This window comes from Actinomycetota bacterium, from assembly GCA_035536535.1.
Classification (GTDB): domain Bacteria; phylum Actinomycetota; class JAICYB01; order JAICYB01; family JAICYB01; genus DATLNZ01.
In genome coordinates this window covers 1-3,992 of sequence record DATLNZ010000080.1, presented here as the reverse complement: position 1 = coordinate 3,992, position 3,992 = coordinate 1, and the positions used below count along the sequence as shown (strand labels likewise).

Sequence of the window (3,992 nt, the reverse complement as noted above, 5' to 3'; positions counted from 1 at the left end):
TCGGGCCGGTCGGTCGTCGTCGTCGGGCCGGAGCTGAAGCTCCACCAGGCCGGGCTGCCCAAGAAGATGGCCGTCGAGCTCTTCAAGCCCTTCATCTACAACCGTCTCGAGAAGAAGGGGCTCGCCCCGACGATCAAGGCCGCGAAGGAGCTGGTCGAGTCCGGCGTCACCGAGGTCTGGGATGCGCTGGAAGAGGTCATCCGCGATCACCCGGTGCTGCTGAACCGCGCACCGACGCTCCACCGGCTCGGCATCCAGGCCTTCCAGCCGGTCCTGGTCGAGGGCAAGGCCATCAAGATCCATCCGCTCGTCTGCCCGGCGTTCAACGCCGACTTCGACGGCGACCAGATGGCGGTCCACGTGCCGCTCTCGCCGAAGGCCCAGGTCGAGGCGGAGCTGCTCATGCTCTCCTCCAACAACATCCTTTCGCCGGCGTCGGGCCGTCCCCTCGCCGTGCCCTCCCAGGACCTCGTGCTGGGGATCTACTACCTGACCAAGGCGCGCTCCAACGCCAAGGGGGAAGGGCGCATCTTCGCCGACTTCGACGAGGTGATCCTGGCGTTCGAGCAGGGGGACGTCACCACCCACACCCCGATCCGGGTGCGTTACTCGGGCCAGTACATCGACCTGACGACGCAGTACAACGACCAGGACATCCTCCACGCCGAGGTGCAGGACGTGGAGCGGACCCTCATCGACACGACCGTCGGCCGGGTCCTCTTCAACCGGGCGCTGCCCGAGTCCATGCCGTTCATCAACGGAAACCTCAAGAAGCGCGGTCTGACCGACTTCGTCAGCTACGTCTACCTGAACTACGGCGAGGAGCTGACCGTGCAGATGCTCGATGACCTGAAGGACCTCGGCTTCCACGCGGCGACGCGGGCCGGGATCTCCATCGGCGTGGACGACATGGTCATCCCGCAGAAGAAGGAGGAATTCCTCCAGGCCGCGCGGCGCGAGGTCCTCGAAGTCGAGGCCCAGCGCAACTCCGGCGTCATCACGGCCGGCGAGCGCCACAACAAGATCATCGACATCTGGCACCGGACGACCGAGAACATCTCCGACGAGATGTTCAAGGAAATGAAGAAGTCCGATCAGGCCGGGCAGGACTTCAACCCGATCTACATCATGGCCGACTCGGGCGCCCGCGGCTCCAAGGAGCAGGTCCGGCAGCTCGCCGGCATGCGCGGCCTCATGTCCAAGCCCTCGGGCGAGGTCATCGAGACGCCGATCACCGCCAACTTCCGGGAAGGGCTCTCGGTGCTGCAGTACTTCATCTCGACCCACGGCGCCCGCAAGGGCCTCGCGGACACGGCCCTGAAGACGGCCGACTCCGGGTACCTGACCCGGCGGCTGGTCGACGTGGCCCAGGACGTCATCGTCATCGAGGAGGATTGCGGGACCGGCGACGGGATCACCGTGTCGGCGATCATGGAAGGCGGCGACACCCTCGAGCCGCTGCGCGACCGCATCGTCGGCCGCGTCGCCCAGGACGACATCTTCGACCCGCTGTCGGAGGAGAGGATCCTCGGCGTCGGCGACGAGATCACCGAGGACCTGGCCTCCCGGGTGCAGGAGGCCGGAATCGAGCGGGTCAAGATCCGCTCGGTGCTGACCTGCGAGACCAAGCGCGGCATCTGCCGCCTCTGCTACGGGCGCATGCTCGCCTCCGGCAAGATGGTCGAGATCGGCGAGGCCTGCGGGGTCATCGCGGCGCAGTCCATCGGCGAGCCCGGCACGCAGCTGACGATGCGGACCTTCCACTATGGCGGTACGGCGTCCCGCGTGACGGAACAGTCGAAGCACTCGGCCAAGAACCCGGGGACGCTCAAGTTCCTCAACGTGGCCACCGTCGAGCGCAAGGACGGCAACCTCGTCGTCATCAACCGCAACGGGAAGATCACGATCGTGGACAACAAGGGGCGCGAGAAGGAGCGCTATTCGGTCGTGTACGGCTCGACGATCAAGGTAACCGACGGCCAGGAGGTCGTGCCCGGGCAGGAGCTCGTCGAGTGGGATCCCTTCACCTCCGCCATCCTCACGGAGGTCGGCGGGAAGATCGCGTTCCGTGACATCCACGAAGGGGAGAACCTCCGCGAGGAGACGGATCGCGTCACGGGTCTGGCCCAGAAGATCATCGTGGAGACGGTGGGGGCGGAGAAGCGCTCGCCCCAGGTCATCGTGCAGGCCGGCAAGGGAGGGGAGCGCAAGTACCTCCTGCCGATCGGGTCGCACCTCATGGTCGCCGACGGCCAGGAGGTCTCGCCCGGCGACGTGCTGGCGAAGATCCCGCGCGAGACGACCAAGACCAAGGACATCACCGGCGGTCTGCCCCGCATCGTGGAGCTCTTCGAGGCGCGCCGGCCCAAGGACGCGGCGGTCATCACGGAGATCGACGGCGCCGTCTCGCACGGCCCGATCGTGAAGGGCATGCGGAAGATCATCGTGACCGGCGACGACGGGGAGACGCGCGAGTACCTCATCCCCCGCCACACGCACGTCAACGTGCAGGAGGCGGAGCGGGTGCGGGCCGGCGACCCGCTGATCGACGGTCCCATCAATCCCCACGACGTGCTCGCCATCCTCGGCGAGAAGGAGCTGCAGCGCTATCTCGTGGACAAGATCCAGGAGGTCTACCGGTCCCAGAACGTGGCGATCAACGACAAGCACATCGAGGTGATCGTTCGCCAGATGATGCGGAGCGTGAAGATCGAGGATGTCGGCGACACCGAGTTCCTGAACGACGAGCAGGTGGACCGCTTCCGATTCGAGGAGGAAAACGAGCGGGTGATCAACGCCGGGGGCCAGGCGGCCACCGCGCGCCCGATGCTGCTCGGGATCACCAAGGCCTCTCTCTCGACGGACTCCTTCATCTCCGCCGCCTCCTTCCAGGAGACGACACGGGTGCTCACGGAGGCGTCGATCTCCGGGAAGGTGGACAACCTCCGGGGCCTCAAGGAGAACGTCATCGTCGGCCGCCTCATCCCGGCGGGCACCGGCATGGAGTACTACCGCAACGTCGTCCTCGAGCGGGAAGACATCCCGCAGGTCGAGGAGCCGGCGCTCGAGGACTTCCTGACCGACCCGGCGGAGGAGCTCGCCCTGGCCGAGGCGGACGCCGAAGTGGACGCTTCCGAGGAGGATTAGGGAACGGCCCGTCGCTCCGTTTCATCTCCGAAGGGCCCCTCCGAGGGGCTCTTCGGATTTCAGGAGGTGCACCGATGTTTGCTGTGCTCACGCTCTTTCTGGCCGCCTCGACGCCGGCGGCCGGCGAGTTGAAGATGACCTTCGTCGGCAACGCCGCCATCCACGTCACGGACGGCAAGACGGCGTTCGTGACCGACTTCCCCTACCGGTCCGGAGCGTTCGGCTACATGACCTGGGACGCGAAGCGCCTGCCTCCCCTCGACGGAGCGGCCGTGCTGATCACCCACGCCCACGCCGACCACTTCGCGCCGGAGCTCTACCGGGCGCGTTCCATGAAATTCATCGGGCCGCCGCAGCTCTCCCGCGCCGTGCCCGGGGGCCAGGCGGCCACCCCCGGCGTGCCCGTCCGGCACGGGGACTTCGAGATCCTGGCGTTCGCGACCCCCCACGGGCAGGCCGAGAAGGTCGAGCATTCCTCCTATCTCGTGACGTGGCGCGGCCGGAAGCTCTACTTCACGGGCGACACGGAAAGCGACGAGGCGCTGCTCAAGATGCGGGGCCTGGACGTCGCCTTCGCCTCCCCATGGGTGCTCTTCGGCGCGGCGAAAAAAGGCAAGCGGGTGGACGCGAAGAAGATCGTCGTTTATCACCACCGGGCGGATCAGACCCGTCCGCCGTATCCGGGAAGCATCGTCCCCGGGCAGGGCGACGTCATCACCCTCCCCTGATCGGGCACCGGCTCCCCGCTATCTTTTTCGGCCCGTCGCGTCTACGCTAGAAGGCTCGGAGGTCCCGATGAAGGCTCCCCGTTTCCAACCCGCGAAAGCTGCGCGCGCCGCCGCCGC

Annotated in this window: 2 protein-coding genes; both read left to right on the top strand. The window is 66.9% G+C overall.

Annotated elements, in window-relative coordinates:
* Positions 1 to 3,147: DNA-directed RNA polymerase subunit beta' (locus tag VNE62_05205; protein HVE91679.1), on the top strand; the 3,147-nt coding region annotated here is incomplete at its 5' end.
* Positions 3,148 to 3,221: 74 nt separating this feature from the next.
* Positions 3,222 to 3,875, top strand: a complete 654-nt coding sequence (locus VNE62_05200; GenBank protein ID HVE91678.1) for an MBL fold metallo-hydrolase — start codon at positions 3,222 to 3,224, stop codon at positions 3,873 to 3,875.
* The last annotated feature ends 117 nt before the right edge of the window (positions 3,876 to 3,992 follow it).

Coding starts and splice junctions, on each gene's coding strand:
- VNE62_05200 (HVE91678.1), top strand. CDS start 3,222: ATGTTTGCTGTGCTCACGCTCTTTCTGGCCGCCTCGACGCCGGCGGCC.